The organism is Streptomyces sp. NPDC091280, assembly GCF_044768565.1.
Taxonomy (GTDB): Bacteria; Actinomycetota; Actinomycetes; order Streptomycetales; family Streptomycetaceae; genus Streptomyces.
The window spans coordinates 599651-622222 of record NZ_JBIVUZ010000004.1; the positions used below are offsets into that span (position 1 = coordinate 599651).

The window sequence follows — 22572 nt, forward strand, 5'->3', positions numbered from 1 at the left end:
GGCACCAGTCACCCTGGGAAGGAAAGCCATGCGGGTTGTCATCGTCTTTCCGCACGTCGGATACTGCACCGGGTGGCGTCCGCACCTGGCGACCGAGGTCAAGAACGGCTCGACCTACCACATCGCGCAGGCGCTGACGTATCTGTACAGCACCGCGCGCCACTACACGCCCCATGTCCAGGTCGTCGACTTCAACTTCGGCACCTACCAGGACAACGTGCAGCGGGTGCTCGACTACCGCCCGGACGCCGTGCTCATCTCGTCCACGGTCAACTCCTACGACAGCACCCGGCAGATCTCCGTCGACGTCACCCGCCGGTCGCGGGCCAAGCTGTTCGTCGGCGGCCCCGCGGTCAGCTCCAACTACTTCCTGCGGCCGGACCTGTTGAAGCTCGACGTCGACTGCGAGTTCGTCGTGACGAACCGCGACATCTTCGCCTGGGCCAAGCAGGTGTTCGGCCGCGCGGACGACCTGAAGTTCCGTACGTTCCGGCCGGACAACTCCTGGATCGCCGAGACCTACGCCCCCGAGGTCCGCGACAAACTCCGGTACACGGTCGTCACCAGCATCGGCTGCACCTACAAGTGCACGTTCTGCCTGAACCCGATGGTGTACAAGATCAACTACAAGGACCCGGACATCCTCCGGGAGGAGATCCACTACCTGCGGGAGGAGTACGGTGCCGACGCCGTCTCCGTGGCGGACCCCTTCTTCTTCATGCGGCAGGAGCACTCCGACGACATCATGGACGTGTTCGCCGACTCCGGCATCCGCTGGTCGCAGCAGACCTGCCTGGTGACCCTCACCGACCGGAACCTGGAGCGGATGGCCGAGACCGGATGCCACTCCGTGCTGGTCGGCATCGAGAACTTCACCAGCAAGGAGATCAACAAGCCGGTCGAGGTCACCGAGTTCGAGGACCGTCTCGAAGTCGCGGCGGGCATGGGCATCTCGATCAAACCGAGCTTCATCTCGGCCCTGTTGGACATCGACTACGAGGTCGACCTCGGCCAGATCCGCTACATCCGCAGCATCATCGACCGCGGACTGGTCCCCAACTACCACATCCAGTCCAACATCTACACGCCCTACATCCCGGACGCCCGGGACCGGCTCCTCGACGTGCCGTTCCGGTTCTGGGGCGTGATGCCGGTGACCGCCCAGGACGAGGAGCACTGGCGGCAGAACCTCAACCTGTGCGACATGATCTACGAGTTGGTGTTCCCCGAGACGGCCGCGCGGTACCAGGAGGTACGCGCGGAGTACCTCGACCTCTTGGCACACAAGGACACGATGTGGATGACGCACCGCCCGGTGCCCCACGTGCCCCCGGAGAAGCGGATCCATCTGCTGACCTCCGGCAAGGTCCGGGTGTGACGGCGTGACCTCCTCCCAAGCGGTCGCCCTGCTGGCCGGACTGGCCGTCGTCATCGCCGCCGCCGGCCTGCTCGGCGGCCTCGCCCGCAGGCTCGGCCAGCCGCCCGTCGTCGGCGAGATCCTCGCCGGGGTCGTCCTCGGCCCGACCCTGTTCGGCGGCGCCCTGTCCCGCGCCCTCCTGCCCACCGACATCCGGCCCTTCCTGACCGCGCTGGCCGACATCGGAGTCGCCGTCTTCATGTTCCTGGTCGGGCTCGAACTCGACGGAACGCTGATCCGCGGCACCGGCCGGATCGCGGCCTCCGTCTCCCTGGCCGCGCTCCTGCTCCCGTGCGGACTCGGCGCGATCCTGGGCCTGTACCTGCTGCACGACCACCCCAGCGCAAACCACGCGGGCTTCGTCCTCTTCATGGGCGCCGCCATGTCCATCACCGCGTTCCCGGTGCTCGCCCGCATCCTCACCGACCGGGGCATGCACCGCACACCGCTCGGCGCCCTGGCACTGAGCTGCGCCGCCCTCAGCGACGTCCTCGCCTGGTCACTGCTCGCCGTGGTCGTGGCGATCGTCGCACCGGGCGGTGACCCGTGGCGGACGCTGCTGTTCCTGCCGTACCTGCTGCTGATGCTCCATCCGGTCCGCAGGCTGGCCGGCCCGCTCCTGAAACGGCTGACACCGACCGGGCGGCCGACCGCCGCGCTCCTCGCCGCGATGTTCACCGGCCTGCTGCTCTCCGGGGCGGCCACCGAATGGATGGGCCTGCACTTCATCTTCGGGGCGTTCCTGTCCGGTCTCGCCGTCCCGCACACGGGCACCGACCGGCTCCGCGCCGACCTGCACGAGCGCATCGGACTCGTCAACAACGTCCTGCTGCTCCCGGTCTTCTTCCTGGTCGCCGGCCTCCAGGTCGACCTGTCCCGGCTCAGCTGGTCCGACCTGCGCGAACTGGGCCTGATCCTCCTGGTGGCCGTCGGCGGCAAGCTCGTCGGCGCCTACGCGGGCGCCTTCGCGGGCGGCCTGGACCACCGCGTGTCGTCGGCCCTGGCCGTCCTCATGAACACCCGCGGCCTCACCGAACTCATCATCCTCAGCGTCGGCCGCCAACTCGGCATCCTCGACGGCCGGTTGTACTCGCTCATGGTCGTGATGGCCCTGCTGACCACCGCCATGACGGGACCGCTCCTGGAGAAGGTCTACCCACGCGGGCTCGCACTACGGGCAACCCCGCAGGACGTGACCCGCAGGCACCGGGAACGGATCGCGGTGGGCGACCAGGGGTGACGGGACTCGGCCCGGGGCCGTGGTTACCATAGTTGCATGAATGCGCAAGAAGGGGCGTGGGACGAGGAGGCCGCGGAGCGGGCCGTGGCGGTGCTCAAGGCGGTGGCCGATCCCTCGCGCTATCGCCTGCTGTGGGCGCTGAGCGGACGCGAACTGCCGGTGAGCGAGCTGGCCGGGATCCTGGGTGCCCATGTCGCCGCGACCTCGCAGCATCTGGCGAGGCTGCGGTCGGCCGGGCTGGTCACCACGCGACGGGACGGGACGCGTATCTACTACCGGGCGGCGGACGCGCGGGGGCTGCTGGAGGAGGCGCAGCTGGTGGCGCGGCGGGGCGACCGCGACCCCGGCTCCGGTGGCGGGGCGGGTGAGGAGACGGCGGTTGCCGTGCGGGAGAACGCCGTCGCGACGCGTCCGGCACGCGGGCGACGACCGGCGCTGGGGTAGGAGACCGGCGGATCCAGTGGCGCCGGTCGGTCGCAGGTGCGGTCGTGTCGGCAGAGTGTCAGAGACGGCTCACGTCTGGTCAAAGGCCCGTCCACGGGCGGGAGTTGCCGGGGATTTCGGGCCGGTGCCGTCAGCGTCGGTCCGTCCGCCCCCGTGAACCGTCTCGGTCGCCTTCGTCGTCCTGGTCGAGCCGGTACTCCTGGGGTTCGGCGTCGTAGGAGTACAGCTCGGCGTAGCGGCCCCAGTCGGTGGCCGTCTCCAGCTGTGCGGTGACCTGTTCGCTGGTGAAGTGGTGGGCGAGGATGTCGCGGAAGAAGCCGGCGCGCAGGGTGCCGCCGGGGTTCTGGCGCAGACTGCGGGTGATCAGCTGGACCAGCGGGGCGCGCAGCACCGCCTCGGCGAAGATCTTCTTCGACTCCTGGACGTCGGCGTCCGCGAAGGCCGTGCCGGTGTCGGTCAGGAGCAGGTCGTCGCCGCTGAGGGTGGTGAAGCCGAGCAGGTCGAGGGCGTCGACCTGGGGGAGGATGTCGTCGATCTCCAGGCCGAGATCGTCGGCGAGTTCGGCGAGGTCGCAGCGGCCGTCCTGGTGCAGGACCATCTCGGCGAGCCCGGAGAGGCCGTCGACGCTGGCCTGCGGAAGCGGGGTGTTGGCGGGGGTGCGCTTGTCGAGTTCGACGCCCTCCGTACGGCCCGGGGTCCGGCCTTCCTTGTGGCGGCCGGTCATCGTCCGGTAGACGCGGTCGATGAGGTCCTCGAAGGCCGCCGCGTCGCGGTCGCGCGGGCGCTCCAGGCGGACCTCGAAGACCTCGCGGATGGTGCCGTAGGGGCGGGAGCCGAGGACGACGATCCGGTCGGCCATCAGCACCGCCTCCTCGATGTTGTGGGTGACCAGGACGATCGCGCGGGTCGGGAACTGGCCCGACTCCCACAGCTCCATCAGCTCGCCGCGCAGGTTCTCCGCGGTCAGTACGTCGAGCGCGGAGAACGGCTCGTCCATCATCAGCACGTCCGGCTCGACCACCAACGCCCGTGCGAAGCCGACGCGTTGGCGCATCCCGCCGGACAGTTCCTTCGGGTACGCCGACTCGAAGCCGTCCAGGCCGATGAGGTCGATGGCCTGGCGGGCGGCCTCGGCACGCTCGGCGGCGCCGACTCCCTTGGCCTCCAGGCCGAGTTCGACGTTCTGCTGCACGGTGAGCCAGGGCAGCAGGGCGAAGGTCTGGAAGACCATGGCGGTGCCCGGGTTGGCACCGGTGAGCGGGGTGTTCTTGTAGGTGACGGTGCCGGAGGAGGCGGGCACGAGCCCGGCCAGGCAGCGCAGCAGCGTCGACTTGCCCGAGCCCGACTTGCCGAGCAGGGCGACGACTTCGCCGGCCCGGACCTGGAGGTCGATGCCGGACAGGACGGGGAGTTCGCCGTCGGCGCCCGCGTACGACTTGGTCAAACCGACGGTCTCCAGCAGGAGTTCGCCGTTGGTGAGCGTGGTCATGGCAGTTCCTGTGCTGTTCAGAGGGAGTAACGGGTCTCGGCCAGCCGGTACAGGCGGCGCCAGAAGAAGCGGTTGAGGGAGACGACGTACAGGCTCATCACCGCGACGCCCGCGATGAGTTTCGGGAAGTCGCCGTGCTCGGTGGCCCGGGCGATGTAGGCGCCGAGGCCGGTCGCGACGAGGGTCGTGCCGCCGAAGCCGACGACCTCGGAGACGATCGAGGCGTTCCAGGCGCCGCCGGACGCGGTGATCCCGCCGGTGACGTACGACGGGAAGATCCCCGGGATGATCAGCCGCTTCCAGCGCTGCAGGCCGGTCACGCCCAGGTCGTCCATGGCCTCGCGCAGGTCGGTCGGGATGGCCATGGCGCCGGCGATGGTGTTGAAGAGGATGTACCACTGGGCGCCGAGCGCCATGAGGAAGACGCCGCCGATGTCGATGGTCAGCCCGGTCTTCAGGAAGAACCAGACGGCCAGCGGGAAGAGGAAGTTGGCGGGGAAGGACGCCAGGACCTGCACGACCGGCTGGGCGATGCGGGTCAGGCGGGGCGAGAAGCCGATCTTCACGCCGACCGGGACCCAGACCAGGGTGGCGACCACGACCAGGACCGCGACACGGGCGAGGGTGGCCAGGCCGAGGAGGAGCGGTTCGCCGAAGACCCCGAGGCCGGTGCGGTCGTAGAGGTAGTGGCCGAGGTCGAGGAGACCCCAGAGGATCAGTCCGCCCGCCACGACCGTGAACACCACGTCCCCCGTGCGCTGTCGGCCGCGGTCGACGGTCAGCGGGCGGTCGTCGACGCCGAGGAGGCGGCCGGCCCGGCCGAGGGCGCGCCCGGCGGGGCGCAGGGCGCGGCCGAGCAACTGCGGCCAGTGGGAACGCCGTAGGAAGTCCAGGACGTACGACCGCTGGACCTCGCTCGCTTCCGACTGCTCGTTCTTGAAGCGCTCGGCCCAGGCCGTCAGCGGGCGCCAGAACAGGAAGTTCACGCCGATCACCATGACCGCCATGGTGAGGATGGCCCAGCCGACCTTGCCCAGGTCGCCGTCGGCGATCGCGGCGCCCGCGTAGGAACCGACGCCGGGAAGGGCGTAGTCGGTGTTTCCGAGGGTGACCGCCTCGGAGGCGACGAGGAAGAACCAGCCGCCGCCGAAGCTCATCATGCCGTTCCAGACCAGGCCGATCATGCCGGAGGGCAGCTCCACCTTCCAGAACCGCATCCAGCGGGTGAAGCCGAACGACCGTGACAGCTCGTCGAGTTCACGGGGGAGGGAGGTGAGGGAGTAGTAGAAGCTGAACGTCATGTTCCACGCCTGCGAGGTGAAGATCGCGAAGATCGAGGCGCACTCCAGGCCCAGCATCGAGCCGGGGAACAGGGCGACGAACCCGGTCACGGCCACCGTCAGGAAGGCGAGGACGGGGACGGACTGGAGGATGTCCAGGGCCGGGATGAGGATGCGTTCGAGCCTTCTGCTCTTCGCGGCGGTATAGGCGTAGACGAAGGTGAAGACGGTGGACAGGGCGAGCGCCACGAACATGCGCAGCAGGGATCGGGCCGCGTCGTAGGGGAGTCGGCCGACGCTCGTGTCCACGTGCGTGGACCGGCTGGTGGTGAACGAGACCGTGGTCCCCTGGCCGACCCTGAGGGTGAGGTAGAGGAGCACCAGCACGGCGGCGGCGACCACCACGTCCACCCAGGAGAAGCGGGCGGAGAAGGGCGACCGCAGGGCCGGCGGGGGCGTCGGGCGGGGTGCGTCTGTCCGGAACGGCATCACGAGAACCTCCGACCGCACGGCGTGTCAGGACCTGCCAGGGCATGGCAGGACACGGCGACAGCATGCGTGCGGCGAGCAAGCGGACGGTGAGAGTCGGGGGACCGTCACGGCCGTATGCGCGCTCGGGGCGTGGTGGCCGTCATCGACGGAAGCGGATCAGCGGCTGCCGGGGAGGCAGCGGCGCGGACTGGGTGGGTCGACGTCCATCGGTGCCTCCCTTCGGGCAGCGGTTCCGGCGGCGGACAGGCGGTGCCGACAGGTAGTGTGCCGCTTCTTGCGTCGATACGCAAATAATGCCTCTGACCTTTCTTGTTGCGTGAACATGCAAATGTGATGGTGCGTGGACACGGGCCCTCGCCGAGCCCCTGGTCCGGTAGCCGGCGGTCCTTCCGTCACCGGACGGCCGCCGGCTCTTCCTCCGGAGCGGGTGGTTCTCAGGTACCCGGTTTGAGTCCCACCCCCGCCAGCATCGCGAGGTCGGGGTCGGCCTGCTCCCCGAGCTCGGGGCGCCATACGGGAGCGCGGACCACACCGGGGGAGAGCAGGTCGAAGTCGGCGAAGAGCGCGGTGAGTTCGGCCGTGTCGCGCCAGATGACCTCACTGACCGCGCCCCGGTACTGCTCCGCCGCCTCCGGAGCCCGCCGCGGAACCGTCTCGGCGCCCGCGTGGGAGAGGACCAGCGCGCTGCCGGGGACCAGCGGCGCGGTGAAGTGGCGCACCAGCTCCAGCGGATGCTCGCTGTCCGGCACGAAATGCAGCACGGCGGCGAGAATCAGGGCCACCGGGCGGTCGAAGTCGATCAGCCGGCGGGTTTCGTCCGCCTCCAGGATCTTCCGCGGCTGGTGCAGGTCACCCTGGAAGACCGCGGCCCTCGGCTCGTCGGCGAGCAGCGCCCGGCCGTGTGCGACGGCCACGGGGTCGATGTCGACGTACACGACGGTGCTGTCGGAGTGCGCGGACAGGGCGACGTCGTGGACGTTGCCCTCTGCGGGGATGCCGGACCCGATGTCCAGGAACTGGCGGATGCCCAGGGCCGACAGCTCGCGGACCGCCCGGCGCAGGAACGCGCGGTTGGCGCGGAGGGAGGCGACAAGCCCGGGGTTGCCCGTGCGGACCCGGTCCCCGAGTTCCCGGTCGACCGCGAAGTTGTGGGTGCCGCCGATCCAGTAGTCGTAGACCCGGGCGATGCTCGGTGTCTCGATGTCCACGTCCGGCGGTGCCCAGTCGGGGCGTGTGGTGTCCAGTCGTTTCATGTCTGTCTCCTGAAGTGGGTGGCCGTGTCAGGCGGTGAGGACCGGGAGTTCCTCCAGACCGCGCATCATCAGGCTGCTGCGCCGGCGCAGTCCGGTGCCGTCCACGGCGAGCCGCAGGGCCGGGAAGCGGGCGAAGAGACGGCTGATGACGATGTGGCCTTCGAGCCGGGCCAGCGGGGCACCCAGGCAGTGGTGGATGCCGTGCCCGAAGGCGACGGAGGCGTTGTGCGGACGGGTGATGTCCAGCCGGTCGGGGTCGGGGTAACGGGCGGGATCCCGCCCGGCCGCACCGAGCGAGATCGTCACGAACTCGCCCTCGGGGATCAGCACCCGGCCGACTTCGACGGGTTCCGTGGTGAAGCGCCAGGTGGCGTTGGTGACCGGACCGTCGTAGCGCAGGAACTCCTCGACGGCCGCGGGCCACAGCGTGGGATCACCGGCCAACTGCTCGGCGACCTCGGGGTGTTGGAGCAGAGCCAAGGTGCCGTTGCCGATGAGGTTGACCGTCGTCTCGTGGCCGGCGACCAGGAGCAGGAACGCCATGGAGATCAGTTCGTCGTCGGTCAGCTGATCGCCCTCCTCGCTCACCCGGACCAGGTCGGTGAGCATGTCGTCGGCCGGCCGGACGCGCTTGCCCTCGATCAGGTCCCGCAGGTAGGCGATCATCGACACGCTGGCGTCCCGGACTTCGGGCGTGCCCGCGCCGGAGACCAGCAGGTTGGACCAGCGGCGGAACTCCGACCGGTCGTTCGGCGGCACACCGAGCAGCCAGCAGATCACCGTGAACGGCACCGGGAAGGCGAGCGCCTCCATCAGATCCGCCCGCCCGCTTCGGGCCATGCCCTCCAGCAGTTCGTCGGTGAGGCCGGTGATCCTGGGCCGGAGTGCCTCGATCCGGCGGGCGGTGAAGGCCCGGCCGACCAGCCGGCGCAGCCGGGTGTGGTCGGGGGGATCGCTGTCCAGCATGTGCACGCTGAGGACCTGGGGGAACTGGCTGTGGTCGCCGGACTCCGCCAGGAACGCCCGCTGCTTCTCCGCGTCGGCGAAATTGCGCGGGATCAGGTCCCGGCCCACCCGCATGTCCTTGCTGAGGCGGGGATCGGTGAGCAGTTCCCTGGCCTGCTCGTACCCGGTGACCAGCCAGGTGCGCAGCCCGTTGGGCGTGACGACGGGCACGGCCGGCGCGCTCCGCCGCAGGGTGGCCAGTACCCCGTGCGGGTCCTGGTGGAAGGCGGGGGTGAACAACTCGACCGGCGGCGGGGCCGGGTTGGGTGCGGTGGACATGCTCAGTCTCCTTCCACGGCGGGCACCGGTCGGTCGCTCTCGTAGCGGGCGAGTTCCCGGTAGATCTCGAACGGGCGGTCCCGCTGGAGATCGCGATACGGCCGCAGCGGCGCGGTCTGCTCCTTGTGCGCGAGACCGCGCTCCCATGCCTCGAAGGCCGCCCGGTCGCGCCACCGGCTCACCACGACCAGCGCGCGCGGGTCGCTCACGGCATGCAACAGCCGGTTGCCGAGCAGCCCGGGTGTGCCCGCCATACGGCGGCTGGCCTCGTGGTAGGCGCGGACCACCTGCTCGGCGTCGTCGCTCAGGTGGTGCAGCACCACTTCCAGCGGGGGCGCCGTCACCGGGCCCCCCGCTCGGTGACGGCGGCGCCGGTGAGCGCGGCGACGACGTGCATCGTCGTCATGGAACCGCCGCTGCGGTAGGGGTGGAGCCTGCGGCGGTGGTCCACATGCCCGTCACTGGTCTCGAACTCGCGGAACAGAGGCTCGTTCACCCAGTCGCTCACGATGTAGTAGATGCCGTTCTCCTCGGCACTGCGGGACAGCCACTGCCCGAGATTGGCCGGGTGGCCGGTGACCGAGTCGCCGACCTCCTGCCAGACCTTCTCGAAGTCGTGCTCCATGCCGGGCCGGATCTCCATCCGCAGCATGACCCGGAAGACCTGTTCGGCCATGTCAGATCCCCCCGTCGACGCTGAGCGTCTCGCCGGTGATGTAGGCGGCGTGGTCACCGAGCAGGAACAGCACCGGGCCGGCGATCTCGTCGACCGTGCCGAGCCGGGCGAGGGCCGTCTTCTGGGCGTAGGTGGCGCGCAGGCCCGCGGCCCGTTCGGCGGGCATGTCGTCGAAGGCCTCCGTCTCGATGACGCCGGGAGCCACCACGTTGACGCGGATCCCGCGGGGCCCGAGCTCCTTGGCGAGCGATCGGGTCAGACCGGTCATCGCGGCCTTGGCGGCGGTGTAGTGCGCGCGCAGCGGTATGCCGGCCGCGGCCCCGCGCGAGCCGATGTTGACCACCGAGGAACCGGCGCCGAGCAGCGGGAGCGACTGCTGGATGACCCGGTAGGCGGCGGTGAGGTTGGTGTCGATGATCCTCGACCACTCCTCGGCGGGCAGGTCGGCGAAGGGGATGTGACTGATCACGCCCGCGTTGTTCACGATCCCGTCCAGGCGCCCCCAGCGGTCCTTGACCTCGGCGACCAGCCGGTCGACCTCGGCGATGTCGCCGAGGTCGGCGCGGAGCACGTGGTGGTCGCCGCCGGTCTCCTTCAGAGCGGCGGTCAGGGTGGCGACGGCCTCGCTCTCCTGCCGGTAGCAGGTGACGACGTCGGCGCCGGCCCGGGCCGCGGCCAGTGCGATGCCCCGCCCGATGCCCCGGGTGCCGCCGGTGACGAGCAGCTTCTTGCCGTGCAGTGCGAGTTCCACTGGGTTTCCCTTCGTTGGCTTGTCGGCGGGCCGCGCGGTCACACGCAGCCGTCGACGTGGATGTTCTGGCCGGTGATGTAGGCCGCGTGGTCGCTGGCGAGGAACAGCACGGTGCGGGCGATGTCGTCGACGGTGCCGAGCCGGCCCAGGGCGGCGAACGAGGAGAACCGTCCGCGCTCGCGCTCGGCGTCCGCCGCGGGCATCTCGTCGAGCGCCTCGGTGGCGATCCGGCCCGGCGAGACGGTGTTGACCCGGATGCCCAGCGGACCGAGTTCGCGGGCGAGTGAGCGGGTCATACCGACCAGCGCCGCCTTCACCGCCGTGTAGTGCACACCCCCGGCCATGCCGAGGAAGGCCACGGTGCTGCCGATGTTGACGACGCAGGAGCCCGCGGCCAGCAGCGGCAGGGCGCGCCGGGTCACCAGGTGGGCGGCGGTCAGGTTGCCCCCCAGGGTGGCCGCCCACTCCGCGTCGTCCAACTCGGCGTAGGGCCGGGGCCGGAACATGCCCGCGTTGTTGACCACGGCGTCGAGTCCGCCCAGGCTCGCGTCGCACTCGGCGAACAGCCGGTCCACGTCCGCCCGGTCGGCCGCGTCGGCCCGCACCACCTGGTGCTTGCCCGGCGTCCTGGCGAGCTCCTGCTCAAGGGTGGCGACGGCCGGACCCGGGGTGCGGTAGCAGGTGACGACGCTCGCACCGGCGCGGGCGGCGGCCAGTACGATGCCGCGGCCGATGCCCCGGGTGCCACCCGTCACCAGCATCCGCCGCCCCTCCAGCTGTCGGCCGGCCCGCGCGGCGGCCTCCACCTTGGCCTTGATCAGCCGCATCTGCACGGCGGTGTTGCGGTTGAGGCGCGCTGTCATGCCGGCGTCGTCGACCGGCGCCCCCGGCTTCATCGCGAAGTCCTGGATCCAGCGCATCCGGACGCCGTCGGGCCCCTCTTCGTACTCCCAGCGGATGTGCATGTGGGCGAAGGGGCCGGTCTCCACCCGCTGCGCCCGGACGGTGCGGGTGACCGGGTCGGGGGTGCGTTCGGACACCCAGCTCCAGGCGGTGCCGCTCTCGTCGGGGTACAGGGTCAGCCGGAAGGTGACCGTGTCGCCGTCCCGGCCGAGGATCTCCGCCGACGCGTACTCGCTGAACAGGTCCGGCCAGGAGGACACGTCGTTGGTCATCGACCACACGAGGTCGATCGGGGCGTCGATCACGACCGCGTTGTCGGTGTGCCCGGCCATCAGATGCTCACCTCCGCCAGCCTGGCCAGGACATAGGCGAGGGCCTCACGCGGAGTCTGGGTGTGCTCAAGGTCGCCGTCGGGGATGTGCACGCCGTACTCGCGCTCGACGCGGTTGGCGAGTTCCAGCAGTGCGAGGGAGTCGTACCCGAGGTTCGCGAACGCGGTGTCGGCGAAGTCCGGGCCGTCGAGGTCCGTGTGATCGTCGACGCCCGCGCTCGCGAGCAGGATCCGTTTGATGTCGTCGAGGGTGAACCCGTCCATGATGAGCCGCCTTCCAGTCGTGGTGAGGTCGTTGTCGGTCACTTCTCGGGGTCGTCGCGGTCCGCCGCGCCGACGACCAGCGCCGACACGAAGCCGCCGTGGCCGCGGGCGAGGACCAGGGCGGTGCGCGGTCGGGTGGGGCGTGGACGGTCCAGCACGAGATCGATCTCGCAGCCTTCGCGGACACGGTCCGGCCCGGCGGTGTGCGGTACGACCCCGGCCGACAGGGCGAGCAGCGCGGTCGCCGTGTCGAGGGCCGCACCGCCCGCGTACAGCCGTCCGGTGAGCGTTTTCGGCGCGGTCACCGGCACAGCTCCGGGACCGAAGACCTCGGTGACGGCCCGGGCCTCGGCGAGGTCTTCGGCGGGCACTCCCGAGGCATCCGCGAAGACCATGTCGATCCGCTCCGGCGGCAGAGCGGCGTCGTCCAGCGCCCGCCGGATCACTGACGCCGGCACGGAGTGGCGGGGGCCGCGGGCGGCGGTGCCCGGGGCCGGGCCGCTCCCGGCGCCCGGGTCGAAGCCGGCGGCGTAGCCGAGGAGTTCGCCGTAGGCCCGGGCGCCGCGCTCGCGTGCCTCCTCGACGCCCTCCACGACCAGCATGGCGCCGCCCTCGCCGGGTACGAAGCCCGAGGCCGCGGCGTCGAACGGCAGATACGCGCGCGCCGGGTCGTCCTCGGTGGACAACTGCCCCGAGGACAGCTGCGCCACCAGGCCGTACGGGCACAGGGAGGCGTCCGTGCCACCGCTGAGCACGAGCCGGGACCCGGTGTCCAGCAGCCGGCGGGCCTGGCCGAGGGCGTCGAGGCCACCGGCCTGTTCGCAGCAGATCACCCCGCACGGGCCGCGCATGCCGTGCCGGATGGACACCTGCCCGGTGGTGGCCGCGTAGAACCAGGCGATCGACTGGTAGGCACCGACCCAGGAGGAGCCGTTCTGGTAGAGGTTCTCCATCTCGTGCTGGCCGAACTCGGTGCCACCGGACGAACTCGCGGTCACCACCGCCATCTCGTACTCGGGCACCCGCGCGGGATCCACGGCGGCGTCCGCGAGGGCCGCGTCGGCGGCGGCCAGGGCGAAATGCGTGAACCGGTCGGTCTGTTTGACCAGCCGCCCGGGGATCTGTTCGTCCACCCGGAACCCGGGCACCTCACCGGCGATCCCGACGGGGTAGCCGGTCGGGTCGAACCGGGTGATCCGCCCCAGGCCGCTCTTGCCGGCGAGCACCGCCTCCCAGTGCCTGGCGGCGCCGATGCCGGTCGGCGCGATCACGCCGAGCCCGGTGACCACCGCCCGCCTCCGGTGGCCGGGACGGATGCCGGAGGCGCTCATGCGGCCTCCCCGCGAACGCCGCCGGCGGCCCGGGCCGGGTGCGGTCGACGCCGGGTCCCGACGGGCCGGCCCAGCACCATCGCGGTCTGGAAGCCCCCGAAGCCGCTGCCGACGCTGAGTACCCGCTCCATGCGGTGTTCACGGGCCGTCACCGGAACGTAGTCCAGATCGCACTCCGGGTCGGCGACGGAGAGGTTGGCGGTGGGCGGGACCACCTGGTGGCGCAGGGCCAGGGCACAGGCGGCGATCTCCAGGGAGCCGATCGCGCCGAGCGAGTGACCGATCATCGACTTGATGGAGCTGACCGGCACCTCGTGGGCATGCCGGCCGAGGCTGCGCTTGAACGCGGCGGTCTCGTGCCGGTCGTTCTGCTTGGTGCCGGAGCCATGGGCGTTGATGTAGTCGATGTCACCGGGGTCCAGGCGGGCCCGGTCCAGCGCGACCCGGATCGCCTCCGCCATCTCGCGGCCGTCCGGCCGGAGGCCCGTCATGTGGAACGCGTTGCTGCGCCCGGCGAAGCCGAGGATCTCGGCGTACACGGGTGCGCCGCGGCGCCGGGCGGACTCGGCCTCCTCGATCACCATCACGGCGGAGCCCTCCCCGAGGACGAAGCCGTCACGTCGGCCGTCGAACGGGCGGGAGGCATGGGCGGGATCGTCGTTGTTGGCGGTGGTGGCCTTGATCGCGTCGAAGCAGGCGGAGGTGATCGGCGACAGCGGGGCGTCGGTCGCGCCGGCCAGTACGACGTCGACGCTGCCCTCCTCTATCAGCTGGACGCCGTGTCCGATGGCGTCCAGGCCCGAGGTGCAGCCGGTGGAGATCAGCGCGACCGGCCCTTCGGCCCCGGCCTGCCGGGCGACCTCCGCGGCGAGGGTGCTGGGCACCATGTAGCCGTAGAGATGCGGTACGCCGTAGCTGTGGTCGACGAGCCAGTCGCGGCCACCGTCGGAGAGCACCGCGTACTCCTCCTCCAGGCCCATCGTGCAGCCGACGGCGCTGCCGAGGCTCACCCCGACCCGGCCCGGATCGCCGCCGGGCAGTTCGATGCCGCTGTCCTCGACGGCCTCCCGGGTGGCGACGACGGCGAACTGGGCGGCCCGGTCCATGCGCCGGGCCTGTTGCGGGGTGAGACCGGCGGCGAGAGGGTCGAAGTCGCACTCGGCGGCCACTTGGGACCGGAACCCGGTGGGGTCGAACAGGCTGATCCGGCGGGTGGCGGTGCGTCCGGCGGTGAGCAGTTCCCAGTAGGCGTCACGGCCGCGTCCGCCGGGTGCCACGACACCCACGCCGGTGATGACCGCGCGGCGGGTCGGGCCGCTCACCGTGCCCTCCCCACATCCGGGTCGCCGGCGTTCCCGTCGAGCGGCTGCTCGGTGTCGACATGGCCGAGTTCCGGGCTGGGGGCGAGCGGGGACAGGTGGAAGACCACTTCGGCCGGCACGGTACCGGTGTTGACCAGTCGGTGCCGGGCACCGATGGGTACCAGCAGCGAGTCCCCGGGCCCGAGGGGCACCGGCACGTCTTCCAGCCGCATCTCCAGCCGGCCCTGGACCACGTGCAGGAATTCCTCGGAGTACGGGTGCAGATGCTCGGTGACGAACTCGCCGGGGGCCAGTCGCAGCACTCCGCCGAAGCCCGAACTGCAGCCGACCGTACGGGGGCTGAGGGTGACCCGGATGTCGCCGCCGCGCTTGGTGTTGGCGGCGACCGTGTCCATGTGCACCTTGGTCGTGGCGGGGGCGCTCATTCGGCGCCCAGGTGTGCGGAGGTCGGCGCCGTGCGGACGGGGCCCTGCTGCGGAGTCCACGAGTAGAAGGGCACGGCCATCGCGTCCTTCGGCTCGCGCCAGTCCGGGTCGTAGGGCGATATGAACGCGCCCAGGCGGGTGTTGATCTCGCTGTAGAGCGGGTGGCTGCGTGCCTTGTAGAGGTTGGGCGCGATGTCCTGGTCCGCCTCGACGAGATGGAAGTACAGGTCGTGGAAGGCGAACAGGGTGCGCCGCGACACGCCTACCATGTGCGGCAGTTCGGTGCTGTCCGAATCAGCGAAGACCTGCGCGACGCCCTCGGCGTCGGCGAGGTTCATCCTGGCCACGATCAGCGTTCGGTGCACGGTGTCCTCCAGGGCTTGTCTTCTTGTGCGTTCACCCTGGTCGGAACGGTTCGAAGGATTCTGGAGGCCCTCTGGAGAACGGCTCGGCGCGCCGACGGCCGTCCGGCACAGCCCGAAAGGCCCGTCGCACCCCGGGGTGCGACGGGCCTTTCGGGCTGTGCCGGTGGCGGGCTTCGCCGGACGTGCTCAGACGCCGGGAGCCGCTGTTTTCAGGAGCGTGACGGGTGCGATGCGGTGGACGACCGGCTCGGTCACGGCGCCCGAGCGGAGTGCGCCGCCCGGCTGGACGCGGGCCATGCCGGGCAGCAGCTGGAGCAGGACCTGCCGGGTGAGCGCGGGTACCGCGTACGCGGGCTCACCGTCCGGGGACGGGGACTCCTTGACGAGGTGGACGTCCACCAGGAATTCGAGCAGCGCCTCCATGTCGTCGGCGCGGTTCGGCATCAGGGCGCGGACGTCCTCGATGCGCCAGTGCGGCTGGAAGCGACGCAACAACAGGTGCAGCAACTCCTGGGAGGAACGGGGCAGATGGCGGTAGCTGAGCGCCACGGTGCTCATCAACGACTGTGTGCCTGCCGGGAGTTCGAGAAGCAGGCGCTTGTTCCTGCGCAGCCGGTCGACCAGGCGCCAGGCCGGCCAGCCCGGCCGGTCGGCCAGCCGTCCGGCCACGGCCCGTACGACCAGCGGCAGCCCCTCGCTCATCCGGATCAACTCGTGCACGGCGGTCGTGTCCTCGTGCTGTCTGCGGTCCTGCGTCACCCGGTCGTACAGCTGCCGGGACTCGTCGGCGGACAGGGCGGGCAGCACGATCTTCCGGCCGGCGGAGAGACTGTGCGCGCGGAAGCGGTTGGTGGCGATCACCGCGCAACCCGCGCCGCCGGGCATCACGGCCCGCAGCTGGGAGGCGGTGAGCACATCGTCGACCACCATCAGGACCTTGCGGTCCGCGGTCCAGCTGCGGAACAGCCGGCTGAGCTCGTCGAGTCCGCCGGGCTGCTTCTCCCGTGCGATCCCGCAGGCTCCCAGACAGGCGGACAGCACGTTCACGAGCTGCTCGGTGCCGTCGCCCACGGTGGAGAGATCGACGAACAGCTGCCCGTCGGGAAAGTGCGGGCGAAGGCGGTGCGCGGCGTGGATCGCGAAGGTGCTCTTGCCGACGCCGGGCGGACCATGGACCTCCACCACGCGCATGCCGGTACCGTCCCAGTCGGCGCCGAGGAAGGTCTCCAGCTGGTCCAGCTGCTGCTCGCGGCCGATGAAGTCGCTTATGTCATGCGGCAGTTGGGCCGGCCGGGGTGGCACCGGACGGGGCGACGGCACGGGCGGAGCGGCACTCCGCCCGCGGCCGGCCGATGCGACGAGGGTTCCCCGGTCGGACAGGATCTCCTGGTGCAGGCGCTGGAGCTGGAGCGAGGGCTCCAGGCCGAGTTCGTCGACGAGGTGGCCCCGCAGGGTGCGGAACACCTCCAGTGCGTCGGGTCGGCGGCCACAGCGGTGCAGTGCTCTCATCAGCTGTCCGGCGAAGCCCTCATGGGTGGGGTGATCGCCCAGAGCCTCCGCCAGCTCGTCCAGTACGACGTGGTGCCGGCCGAGTTCGAGTTCCAGGGAGAATCGTTGCTCCTGGGCGTTCTTGCGCCGTTCTTCGAGTTTGGTCGACCACGCGGACAGCCGGCGGCCCGAGCTGATGTCCACGAGGGCCGCCCCGTGCCAGACGCCGAGTGCTTCCTTGAGTACGCGTACCGCGTCTTCCGGGGCGCCGGCGCGTTCGTGCGCCTTGCCTCGCTCCACCAGCAGTTCGAAACGGTAGGCGTCCACGGTCTGCTTGTCGTGCAGCCGCAGTTCGTACCCGCCGACGCGGGTGAGGAGAGCCGGGGACCCTTGCGGCGGACGGGAGCCGAACGGTTCGCCCTGCTGTCCGGTGGCCAGCCGTAGTCTGCGGCGCAGTTGGTAGATGTAGGTCTGGAGGGTGGTCAGTGCGCTCAGCGGCGGGTGGTCCTCCCATAGCTCTTCGCACAGTTGGTCGACGGTGACAAGCGCGTTGGCGTTCAGCACCAGCAGGGCCAGTACCTGACGCAGTTTCGGGGCCGACGGGGTCACGTCGTCGCCGTCCCTGGAAACCCGCATCGAGCCCAGCAGGCCGATCTCTATCACTAAGTTCCCCCTGAGTTGCCACCTTGTGGGCCGCCGGCCGACGGCATTGCCGTTTGGCGAATGGCGTCGGCTCTTCTCTTTCCTGTACCCGTGCCCCCCGCGGTAAACGCAGCCAAGTCGAATGCGGCAGCTGCGGTAAGCCGAGATCCGGCCACTGTCTTCGGTCGAATCAGCGACGGATGTTGGAAAGGCGAGGGTGAAAATGGATCGCCGAAGACGCGATAAAAGCAAAGGAAAGAGAAAGGACTCCTGGGGGCCTCTGTAGGTGAGACCCCCGGGATCGGAACTAGATGCTTGAATGCATCTTATTGCAAGGCGCATGTGTGGGACAAGGGGCACATCTCCGGTCTCGCGTCGGTCGTCGTGAGCTTCCTCACAAGCGAAGTTCAACGTTGTACGAGGTCAGCCATGTGTTGAGCTGGAGGACCATTTCCATGCTGGCTCGCTCCACCCAGGCGAAGGCTCCGCTCGGCGCGCCGGCCGCGTCCAGCGCCGCGCCCGTCGCCTCCGCGTCCAGCAGGGGGGTCACCCGTGCCGAAGCGTCCTTTGCCAGTTCGCAGAACCGGTCGCGCACGAATTCGCCGTACGCGGCCTCCTGCACGGTCGGGTAGGCACTCTTGGGGCGTTCCAGCACTTCGCGGGGAAGGAGGTCGGCGACGGCCGACCTCAGCAGGCTTTTCTCCTGTCCGTTCACCCGCTTCAATTCGGCCGGGACGCTGTAGACGTATTCGACCAGTGCCCGGTCGCAGAACGGCGGGCGCAATTGCACTCCGTGCGCCATGCTCATCCGGTCCGCCCGGTCCAGGTGCGTCGGTGCCCACCGGGTCAGAGCCAGGTACGTGATCTCCCGGGCCCGTCGCTCGGCCGGTGTCTCGCCCGCCAGGTGCGGGACCTCGGTGAGCGCGTCCCGGTAGTGCTGGTCGGCGTACTCCATGAAGTTCAGCTCACGGCGCAGCGAACGGTCCACGAGGGAACAGCCGAGTCCGCCGGCCGCGGCGTCGTGACCGCGCTCGAAGGAGACCCAGGGGAAGGTCGTCGAGTTGCTGTGCCGGGGGTCGTAGGACCAGAAGTAGCCGTTGAACACCTCGTCCGCGGTCTCCCCGGAGAGCACGGCGGTGACTCCGGCACCCCGGAGGGCCTCGAAGAACAGCAGCAGCGAGACGTCCATGTCACCGAGCGGGGAGGGCACGTCCTGGCACCGCAGGGCGGCGCTGTGCGCCCGTGGGTCCGAGAGCGCCGAGGTGTCCAGCAGGATCTCGGTGTGATCGGTGCCGATGTGCCGCGCCGCCAGCGCCGCATAGGGGGCGTCGGGGGTGGCCCGCATGGTCGGATGGGGCTCGAAGTTCTCCGCGTATCCGGTGAAGTTGACGGAGAACGACCGCAACGGACCCGTACCGGCGGCGGACCGTGTCTGTGAGGCCAGTGCCGTGAGGGCGCTGGAGTCGATGCCGCCGGACAGCATCGCGCCGACGGGAACGTCCGCCCGCAGATGCGAGGAGACCGCCTCGGCCAGGAGCCGGCGCACGGTGGCCACGGTGGCCTCCGGACCGTCCTCGTGCCGTCGCGCGGGCAGCGCCCAGTAGCGGCGCCGGCCGACGCCGTTGTGGCGAGCCGTCAGGACATGGCCGGGCAGTACCTCGGCCATGCCCCGGAAGACTCCGGTACCCGGTTTGCGGCTGTGCGCGAACAACTCGCGCAGCCCGTCGGCGTCCACCACGGCAGGCACGGCCGGGTGGGCCAGCAGCGCCTTCGGCTCCGACCCGAACAGCACACCGGACGGAGTCCGGAAGTAGCACAGCGGTTTCACGCCCAACCGGTCGCGGACCAGGTGCAGTTCCTGCCGTCGCGCGTCCCACACGGCCAGGGCGAAGAGACCCTCCAGGTGGGCCGCGAACTCCACGCCCCACTCCAGGAACGCGTGCACGGCGACCTCGGCGTCGCCGCGGCCGGTGAACCGGTGGCCCTTCGCGGTCAGCCGGGCCCGCAGCTCGGGCTCGTTGGTGAGCACGCCGTCGAGCACCAGCACGGCCTCGGGACGGCCACCGGCCGACTCGACGCACACCGGCTGCCGCCCCTCCGACGGGCCGAGCAGCGCCAGCCTCCGGTGAGCCAGCGCCGCATGCCCCTCGATCCAGTCCCCGGCACCGTCCGGCCCTCGATGGGCCAGGGTGTCCGCCATCGCCCGTACGGTGCGCGCCTCGGGCACCAGGTCCCGCGTGAAGTCCACCCAGCCGGCCAGTCCGCTCATCGTCGGGTCCTCTCCTTCTCCGAATCGGGAACGTCCGCCGTGTCGGCGGCCGTTGTGGGCACGACGGTCACCAGGGAAAGACCGTGGCGTGCGACAGCCGTACGGAACTCCACCAGCCCGGGTGTGCCGCCACCGCGCACCGCGATGCCCAGCCGACGCGGTGCCGCCTCTCCGTACCGCTCGTAGAGCTCCCAGTAGGCGCGGGCCGTGTGCTCCGCGTCGGTCACCAACGTGAACCGCACGGGGCTGATCCGGCCGCGCCAGGTGAGGGAGCCGTCCGCGCCGTCACGGAAGTTCCACCGCCAGGCGCTGCCGGTCGCCACGACCATCTCGTCGCCGAGACCGTGCATCCCGGCGGGTACCGTGTACGCGCGCCCCGTGCGACGGCCGGTGAAGTGCAGCAGGGCGAGGCGCTCGGCGAGCGGTCCTGGCTCCGGCCGTGAGAGCAGGTCCCGCATCCGGGCGTCGGCTTCCGCCCGTTCCTCGCCGTTCGGCAGGTCGCGTACGACCTCGGGGCTCATGACGCCACCACTGCCGCGGCCGAGAGCGCGCACCCCATGAAGGCGCAGCAGGTGCGCACCAGATGCCACCCCCGCCACGCCGGCCGCGGATCCCGCCAGCCCGGGCCCAGGTCCTCCGGGCGGGTCTGCTTGACCTGCCGGTTCATGGGCACGTTCCTGGTCTGCGACACCACGGCCACGCCGGCCATGAACAGCGCGGCCAGCGCGAACAGCAGCCGCGGACCGCCGTGTGCCCGGACGGCGAACCCCACGTCGATCGCCGTGGAACCGGTCACGACGAACGGCATGATCCGGTCGTACCGCCGGCCGAGCAGCCGATGGGTGTCCACGTACCGATCGGGCGTCATCGCGATCAGCGCGGGAACCACGCTGATCGCGACCGCGAACAGCACCCCGGCCACCACGCCGGTGCCCAGCAGCACCAGCACACTCAACGCCTCCACCATCGTCGCGATCCTCCTCCAGTGCCTGACACGTTGATCGGGTGGGTCGAACCTGTCAGCCGGGGCTCGTGCACCACTCGAAAACATCTGGGGGCGCAGGCATCCCGGTGCAGTTGTCCTCGCACGCGCCACCAGGCCTCTTCGAGCGGGAGGAGGTTGTATCGGGCCGCCCGTGTCCGAGCACATCCGCACCGTCCAGGAGCGCGTATGACAGACGAGACGACCGACGTACTGATCGTGGGTGGCAGCATGGTGGGGCTGGCCCAGGCGCTGTTCCTGGCCCAGCAGGGACTGCGCCCCCTGCTCGTGGAGCGGCACCCGGAGATCTCTGCCCACCCGCGCGCCCAGGCGGCGAGCCCCCGCACCATGGAGCTGATGCGCGCGCTCGGCCTGGAGGAGGCGGTGCGCGCCAACGAGAACCCGCACGCGCACTACGGTGACGTCCTCCAGGCCGAGTCGCTCACCGGAGCCGAACTGGGCCGTTTCGACGGGCCGTTCCGGCACGACCCGACCGAAGTGGGCAGCACCGGATGGACGTTGATCGGGCAGGACCGCTTCGAACCGGTGCTGCGGGCGCGCGCCGAGGAACTGGGGGCGGACCTCCGGTTCGCCACCGAGATGACCGGTTTCGCGCAGGACTCCGACGGCGTCACCGCGGTGCTCCGCGACCTGCGGCCGGGCGCCGGGGACGCGGAACACACCGTGCGGGCGCGGTACCTGATCGCCGCGGACGGAAGCCGGGCGCAGGTGCGCGAGCGGCTCGGCATCGGCCGGCACGGCCAGGGCACCTTCGGCCGTCAGATGAACATCGTCTTTCACGCCGACCTCGACCCGTACGTGGCCGGCCGTGCCTTCTTCCTCTGCTTCGTCACCAACGACCGGGTCAAAGGCGTTCTCGGCAAGCTCGGCGGCGACGACTCGGACCGCTGGGTGCTCGCGCCCAGCCTGCCGCCGGGCGCCGGCCACGAGGAGTACGGCACGCAGGACTGTGTCGCCCTGGTGCGGGCCGCGGCCGGAGTGCCCGACCTGCCCGTGCGGATCGAGTCGGCGACCAGCTGGGAGATCGCGGCCTGGGTCGCCGACCGCTTCCGGTCCGGTCGGGTGCTGCTGGCCGGCGACTGCGCCCATGTGATGCCGCCCACCGGGGGGTTCGGCGGGAACATGGGTGTCCAGGACGCGCACAACCTGGCCTGGAAACTCGCCCTCGTGCTCAAGGGCCGGGCGGGTCCCGGGCTCCTCGACAGCTATGAGCAGGAGCGGGCGCCCGTCGCCGAGTTCACCGTCGACCAGGGGGTGATCCGCTACCTGCAACGCAGCGGCCTCGACGAGGCATCGGCCGCCCGGCACCGACCGGAGACCACGGTGCTCTTCGGCCACGTCTACCGCTCCGGTGCCGTGCTCGCCGAGGACGACCGCGACGGCGCGCCGGTGGAGGACCCCACGGCGCCCTCCGGCCGCCCCGGCACCCGCGCACCGCACCTGCCCCTGGTCAGGGAGGGCAAGGAGGTACCTCTGCACGATCTGCTGGGCCGGGACTTCTGGCTGCTGGCCGGACCCGAGGGCGGCGCCTGGGAGAGCGCCTGCGCCTCGGCCGCCCTGCCCACCGACGTCATCTTCCACCGGGTCGGCGCGCAGGAGCCCGCGGAGACGGTGGAGCGGTTCCTCGCCCGCTACGCCGTCGGTGCCGGCGGTGCCGTACTGGTGCGGCCCGACGGGTTCGTGGCCTGGCGTACGCGAGAGCTGCCGGACCGTCCCGCGCGGACACTGTCGGAGGTGCTCGACCGGATCCTCGCCCGCCCGCCGCGCTGACCGGGCGGGCACAAGGACGTGCGCGGGGGGGGGCGCGCCCCCCCCGGCCCCCCGGGGGGGGGGGGGGGGGGGGGGGGGGGGCCCGGGGGGGGGCGGGGCGCGCCGGGACGCCCCACCCCCCCCGCCACCCACC

General features: G+C 71.0%; 21 protein-coding genes and 1 pseudogene. 4 read left to right on the forward strand and 18 right to left on the reverse strand.

The window, feature by feature from the left end; genetic code table 11:
* Positions 1-28: 28 nt before the first annotated feature.
* Genes ACIQPR_RS15950 through ACIQPR_RS15960 form a run of 3 tightly spaced genes read left to right on the forward strand, consistent with a single transcriptional unit; the run spans position 29 to position 3101 of the window.
* Positions 29-1378, forward strand: a complete 1350-nt coding sequence (locus ACIQPR_RS15950; RefSeq protein WP_403647835.1) for a B12-binding domain-containing radical SAM protein — start codon at positions 29-31, stop codon at positions 1376-1378.
* A 4-nt stretch (positions 1379-1382) separates the two neighbouring features.
* Entirely contained in the window at positions 1383-2657 is a 1275-nt protein-coding gene (locus ACIQPR_RS15955) for a cation:proton antiporter (protein ID WP_403647838.1), read from the forward strand.
* Between the two features lie 36 nt (positions 2658-2693).
* Positions 2694-3101, forward strand: a complete 408-nt coding sequence (locus ACIQPR_RS15960; RefSeq protein WP_403647841.1) for an ArsR/SmtB family transcription factor — start codon at positions 2694-2696, stop codon at positions 3099-3101.
* A gap of 130 nt (positions 3102-3231) precedes the next feature.
* Here the strand turns inward: ACIQPR_RS15960 and ACIQPR_RS15965 are convergent, their stop codons facing one another.
* The 18 genes and pseudogenes from ACIQPR_RS15965 to ACIQPR_RS16050 form a co-directional block, all read right to left on the reverse strand.
* Positions 3232-4590 (reverse strand): nitrate/sulfonate/bicarbonate ABC transporter ATP-binding protein, encoded by a 1359-nt coding sequence (locus ACIQPR_RS15965; protein ID WP_403647844.1) that lies wholly within the window; start codon positions 4588-4590, stop codon positions 3232-3234.
* A gap of 17 nt (positions 4591-4607) precedes the next feature.
* Positions 4608-6359 (reverse strand): ABC transporter permease, encoded by a 1752-nt coding sequence (locus tag ACIQPR_RS15970; RefSeq protein ID WP_403647847.1) that lies wholly within the window; start codon positions 6357-6359, stop codon positions 4608-4610.
* 437 nt (positions 6360-6796) lie between these two features.
* A complete protein-coding gene (locus ACIQPR_RS15975) occupies positions 6797-7615 on the reverse strand; it encodes an SAM-dependent methyltransferase (protein WP_403647850.1) in 819 nt (272 codons plus the stop codon).
* A 27-nt stretch (positions 7616-7642) separates the two neighbouring features.
* Complete coding sequence (locus tag ACIQPR_RS15980) at positions 7643-8899, reverse strand: cytochrome P450 (protein WP_403647853.1); 1257 nt, start codon at positions 8897-8899, stop codon at positions 7643-7645.
* Positions 8900-8901: 2 nt separating this feature from the next.
* Positions 8902-9243: an antibiotic biosynthesis monooxygenase family protein gene (locus tag ACIQPR_RS15985; protein ID WP_403647855.1), complete on the reverse strand. Its 342-nt coding sequence runs from the start codon at positions 9241-9243 to the stop codon at positions 8902-8904.
* Complete coding sequence (locus tag ACIQPR_RS15990) at positions 9240-9575, reverse strand: antibiotic biosynthesis monooxygenase family protein (RefSeq protein ID WP_403647858.1); 336 nt, start codon at positions 9573-9575, stop codon at positions 9240-9242. The genes ACIQPR_RS15985 and ACIQPR_RS15990 overlap by 4 nt, the downstream gene beginning before the upstream one ends.
* A gap of 1 nt (position 9576) precedes the next feature.
* The gene (locus tag ACIQPR_RS15995) at positions 9577-10326 is read right to left on the reverse strand and encodes an SDR family NAD(P)-dependent oxidoreductase (RefSeq protein ID WP_403647861.1); all 750 of its coding nucleotides are present in this window, start codon (positions 10324-10326) and stop codon (positions 9577-9579) included.
* Positions 10327-10364: 38 nt separating this feature from the next.
* Positions 10365-11087, reverse strand: a complete 723-nt coding sequence (locus ACIQPR_RS16000; RefSeq protein ID WP_403647949.1) for an SDR family NAD(P)-dependent oxidoreductase — start codon at positions 11085-11087, stop codon at positions 10365-10367.
* A 27-nt stretch (positions 11088-11114) separates the two neighbouring features.
* Positions 11115-11561, reverse strand: a pseudogene (locus tag ACIQPR_RS16005) (SRPBCC family protein); the annotation flags it as partial.
* Entirely contained in the window at positions 11561-11824 is a 264-nt protein-coding gene (locus tag ACIQPR_RS16010) for an acyl carrier protein (RefSeq protein ID WP_403647864.1), read from the reverse strand. The pseudogene ACIQPR_RS16005 and the gene ACIQPR_RS16010, both read right to left, overlap by 1 nt.
* Before the next feature lie 38 nt (positions 11825-11862).
* Complete coding sequence (locus ACIQPR_RS16015; RefSeq protein ID WP_403647867.1) at positions 11863-13155, reverse strand: ketosynthase chain-length factor; 1293 nt, start codon at positions 13153-13155, stop codon at positions 11863-11865.
* Positions 13152-14477, reverse strand: a complete 1326-nt coding sequence (locus tag ACIQPR_RS16020; RefSeq protein ID WP_403647870.1) for a beta-ketoacyl-[acyl-carrier-protein] synthase family protein — start codon at positions 14475-14477, stop codon at positions 13152-13154. Before ACIQPR_RS16020 ends, ACIQPR_RS16015 begins: the two co-directional genes overlap by 4 nt.
* Positions 14474-14902, reverse strand: a complete 429-nt coding sequence (locus tag ACIQPR_RS16025; protein WP_403647873.1) for a cupin domain-containing protein — start codon at positions 14900-14902, stop codon at positions 14474-14476. Before ACIQPR_RS16025 ends, ACIQPR_RS16020 begins: the two co-directional genes overlap by 4 nt.
* Positions 14899-15267, reverse strand: coding sequence for a TcmI family type II polyketide cyclase (locus tag ACIQPR_RS16030; RefSeq protein WP_403647876.1), 369 nt, complete (start codon positions 15265-15267; stop codon positions 14899-14901). The genes ACIQPR_RS16025 and ACIQPR_RS16030 overlap by 4 nt, the downstream gene beginning before the upstream one ends.
* Positions 15268-15453: 186 nt before the next feature.
* Entirely contained in the window at positions 15454-17418 is a 1965-nt protein-coding gene (locus tag ACIQPR_RS16035; RefSeq protein ID WP_403647879.1) for a BTAD domain-containing putative transcriptional regulator, read from the reverse strand.
* Between the two features lie 373 nt (positions 17419-17791).
* Positions 17792-19666 (reverse strand): asparagine synthase (glutamine-hydrolyzing), encoded by a 1875-nt coding sequence (gene asnB / locus ACIQPR_RS16040; protein WP_403647882.1) that lies wholly within the window; start codon positions 19664-19666, stop codon positions 17792-17794.
* Complete coding sequence (locus ACIQPR_RS16045) at positions 19663-20187, reverse strand: hypothetical protein (RefSeq protein WP_403647885.1); 525 nt, start codon at positions 20185-20187, stop codon at positions 19663-19665. The genes asnB and ACIQPR_RS16045 overlap by 4 nt, the downstream gene beginning before the upstream one ends.
* Positions 20184-20615 carry an anthrone oxygenase family protein gene (locus ACIQPR_RS16050; RefSeq protein WP_403647887.1) on the reverse strand — a complete coding sequence of 144 codons (432 nt, stop codon included), beginning with the start codon at positions 20613-20615 and terminating at the stop codon, positions 20184-20186. Before ACIQPR_RS16050 ends, ACIQPR_RS16045 begins: the two co-directional genes overlap by 4 nt.
* A 222-nt stretch (positions 20616-20837) precedes the next feature.
* On the opposite strand from ACIQPR_RS16050, the gene ACIQPR_RS16055 reads away from it, so the two are divergent.
* Complete coding sequence (locus ACIQPR_RS16055) at positions 20838-22439, forward strand: FAD-dependent monooxygenase (protein WP_403647890.1); 1602 nt, start codon at positions 20838-20840, stop codon at positions 22437-22439.
* Positions 22440-22572 lie beyond the last annotated feature (133 nt).

What these genes read in the sequence shown, in the direction of transcription:
- ACIQPR_RS15950 (WP_403647835.1), top strand. Translation starts at nt 29, where the DNA reads ATGCGGGTTGTCATCGTCTTTCCGCACGTCGGATACTGCACCGGGTGG.
- ACIQPR_RS15960 (WP_403647841.1), top strand. Translation starts at nt 2,694, where the DNA reads ATGAATGCGCAAGAAGGGGCGTGGGACGAGGAGGCCGCGGAGCGGGCC.
- ACIQPR_RS15965 (WP_403647844.1), bottom strand. Translation starts at nt 4,590, where the DNA reads ATGACCACGCTCACCAACGGCGAACTCCTGCTGGAGACCGTCGGTTTG.
- ACIQPR_RS15970 (WP_403647847.1), bottom strand. Translation starts at nt 6,359, where the DNA reads ATGCCGTTCCGGACAGACGCACCCCGCCCGACGCCCCCGCCGGCCCTG.
- ACIQPR_RS15975 (WP_403647850.1), bottom strand. Translation starts at nt 7,615, where the DNA reads ATGAAACGACTGGACACCACACGCCCCGACTGGGCACCGCCGGACGTG.
- ACIQPR_RS15980 (WP_403647853.1), bottom strand. Translation starts at nt 8,899, where the DNA reads ATGTCCACCGCACCCAACCCGGCCCCGCCGCCGGTCGAGTTGTTCACC.
- ACIQPR_RS15990 (WP_403647858.1), bottom strand. Translation starts at nt 9,575, where the DNA reads ATGGCCGAACAGGTCTTCCGGGTCATGCTGCGGATGGAGATCCGGCCC.
- ACIQPR_RS16000 (WP_403647949.1), bottom strand. Translation starts at nt 11,087, where the DNA reads ATGCTGGTGACGGGTGGCACCCGGGGCATCGGCCGCGGCATCGTACTG.
- ACIQPR_RS16010 (WP_403647864.1), bottom strand. Translation starts at nt 11,824, where the DNA reads ATGGACGGGTTCACCCTCGACGACATCAAACGGATCCTGCTCGCGAGC.
- ACIQPR_RS16015 (WP_403647867.1), bottom strand. Translation starts at nt 13,155, where the DNA reads ATGAGCGCCTCCGGCATCCGTCCCGGCCACCGGAGGCGGGCGGTGGTC.
- ACIQPR_RS16025 (WP_403647873.1), bottom strand. Translation starts at nt 14,902, where the DNA reads ATGAGCGCCCCCGCCACGACCAAGGTGCACATGGACACGGTCGCCGCC.
- asnB (WP_403647882.1), bottom strand. Translation starts at nt 19,666, where the DNA reads ATGAGCGGACTGGCCGGCTGGGTGGACTTCACGCGGGACCTGGTGCCC.
- ACIQPR_RS16045 (WP_403647885.1), bottom strand. Translation starts at nt 20,187, where the DNA reads ATGAGCCCCGAGGTCGTACGCGACCTGCCGAACGGCGAGGAACGGGCG.
- ACIQPR_RS16055 (WP_403647890.1), top strand. Translation starts at nt 20,838, where the DNA reads ATGACAGACGAGACGACCGACGTACTGATCGTGGGTGGCAGCATGGTG.